This is a genomic window from Hyphomonas sp. GM-8P (assembly GCF_003263315.1).
Classification (GTDB): domain Bacteria; phylum Pseudomonadota; class Alphaproteobacteria; order Caulobacterales; family Hyphomonadaceae; genus Hyphomonas.
On the sequence record NZ_AWFE01000012.1, the window covers coordinates 1 to 1,025 of the forward strand.

At 61.6% G+C, this 1,025-nt stretch carries 1 protein-coding gene; it reads right to left on the reverse strand.

The annotated features are described in order from the left end of the window. On the reverse strand, positions 1 to 985 hold a 985-nt coding region (trbG, locus tag HY26_RS01670; protein ID WP_112072811.1), incomplete at its 3' end, for a P-type conjugative transfer protein TrbG. Positions 986 to 1,025 lie beyond the last annotated feature (40 nt).

Here is a 1,025-nt window from a genome sequence, read left to right on the forward strand (position 1 = left end):
TCACGACATCCTGGCGCTTTTCGCCGAGGCGGAGTTCCGCGCGGGCGAACAGACGGTCGACGACATAATAGTCTCCGGACATGCGATAGTTGACCAGCTGGGACTTGCCGTCCCGGCCAATGACGAAGAGGGCCGGGGCCTCACCCTGGTCGAGCCGTGCCGGGAACTGGATATAGACCTTTCGGCCATCATCGAACACGCGATCCGGCCGCCAGTGCGGAAAGTCGCCCTCAAGGTCATAGCGGAATTTCAGCCGCTCGAGTTGCAATCCGGCCGGCGATGACGATGCGCGTGTTGCCGCCGAACCCGCCACCCGCGTCACAAGTTGCTGGTCGGCATAGCGCCATGAGACGGCCGCCATATAGGTTTCTTCGAATGCCCTCAGCTCAAGATGGTAGGCCCGCAGGCTCGTCGTGATGATGAGGTTGGTCTTCAGGCCCGCCTGTGTCGGTTTGATCAGGATATGCGCCTGGGCCTCGCTACCCGTTCCGGAGACCGTATCCCCGAGGACCCAGCGCACCGTGTCGCCGGCAGAGACCGAGACGAGTTCCTCGCCCGGCTGCAGGACGATGTCGGTGACCTGTTCCGGCGCGCAATAGACCTGATAGAGCGCGCCGACCGTGTAGGGATAGACCTGGATCGCGTTCATGTAATTGTCGAGCGAAGGCTCGATCGCCGCCTTACCATTCGCCGTTTCGATGGCCTGGTAAGGTTTGAGTGATGGCGCATCTGCCTCCGTCGGCATGGGCTTCAACTGGCCCGGCATCGCGCCCGTGACACTTGTCGGCGTATAGGTGCGGTAGACAACCGGCGTTGGAACAAGGTCCGCGTCGGCGATATCGGTCTCTTCCACGTCAGGGGCGAGATAGAGGTCTTCGACATAGTCTGGTTCATCCAGTGTGATGTCGGGGCCGACAGCGGCCGGAAAGCTCTCGCACGCCGCAAGGGCGGTCGAGGCGAGGAGGATGAGGGCAAGGCGTTTCATGTGGGATTAGCTCCTATTGATGGTCTTTCGACCAGTTGAG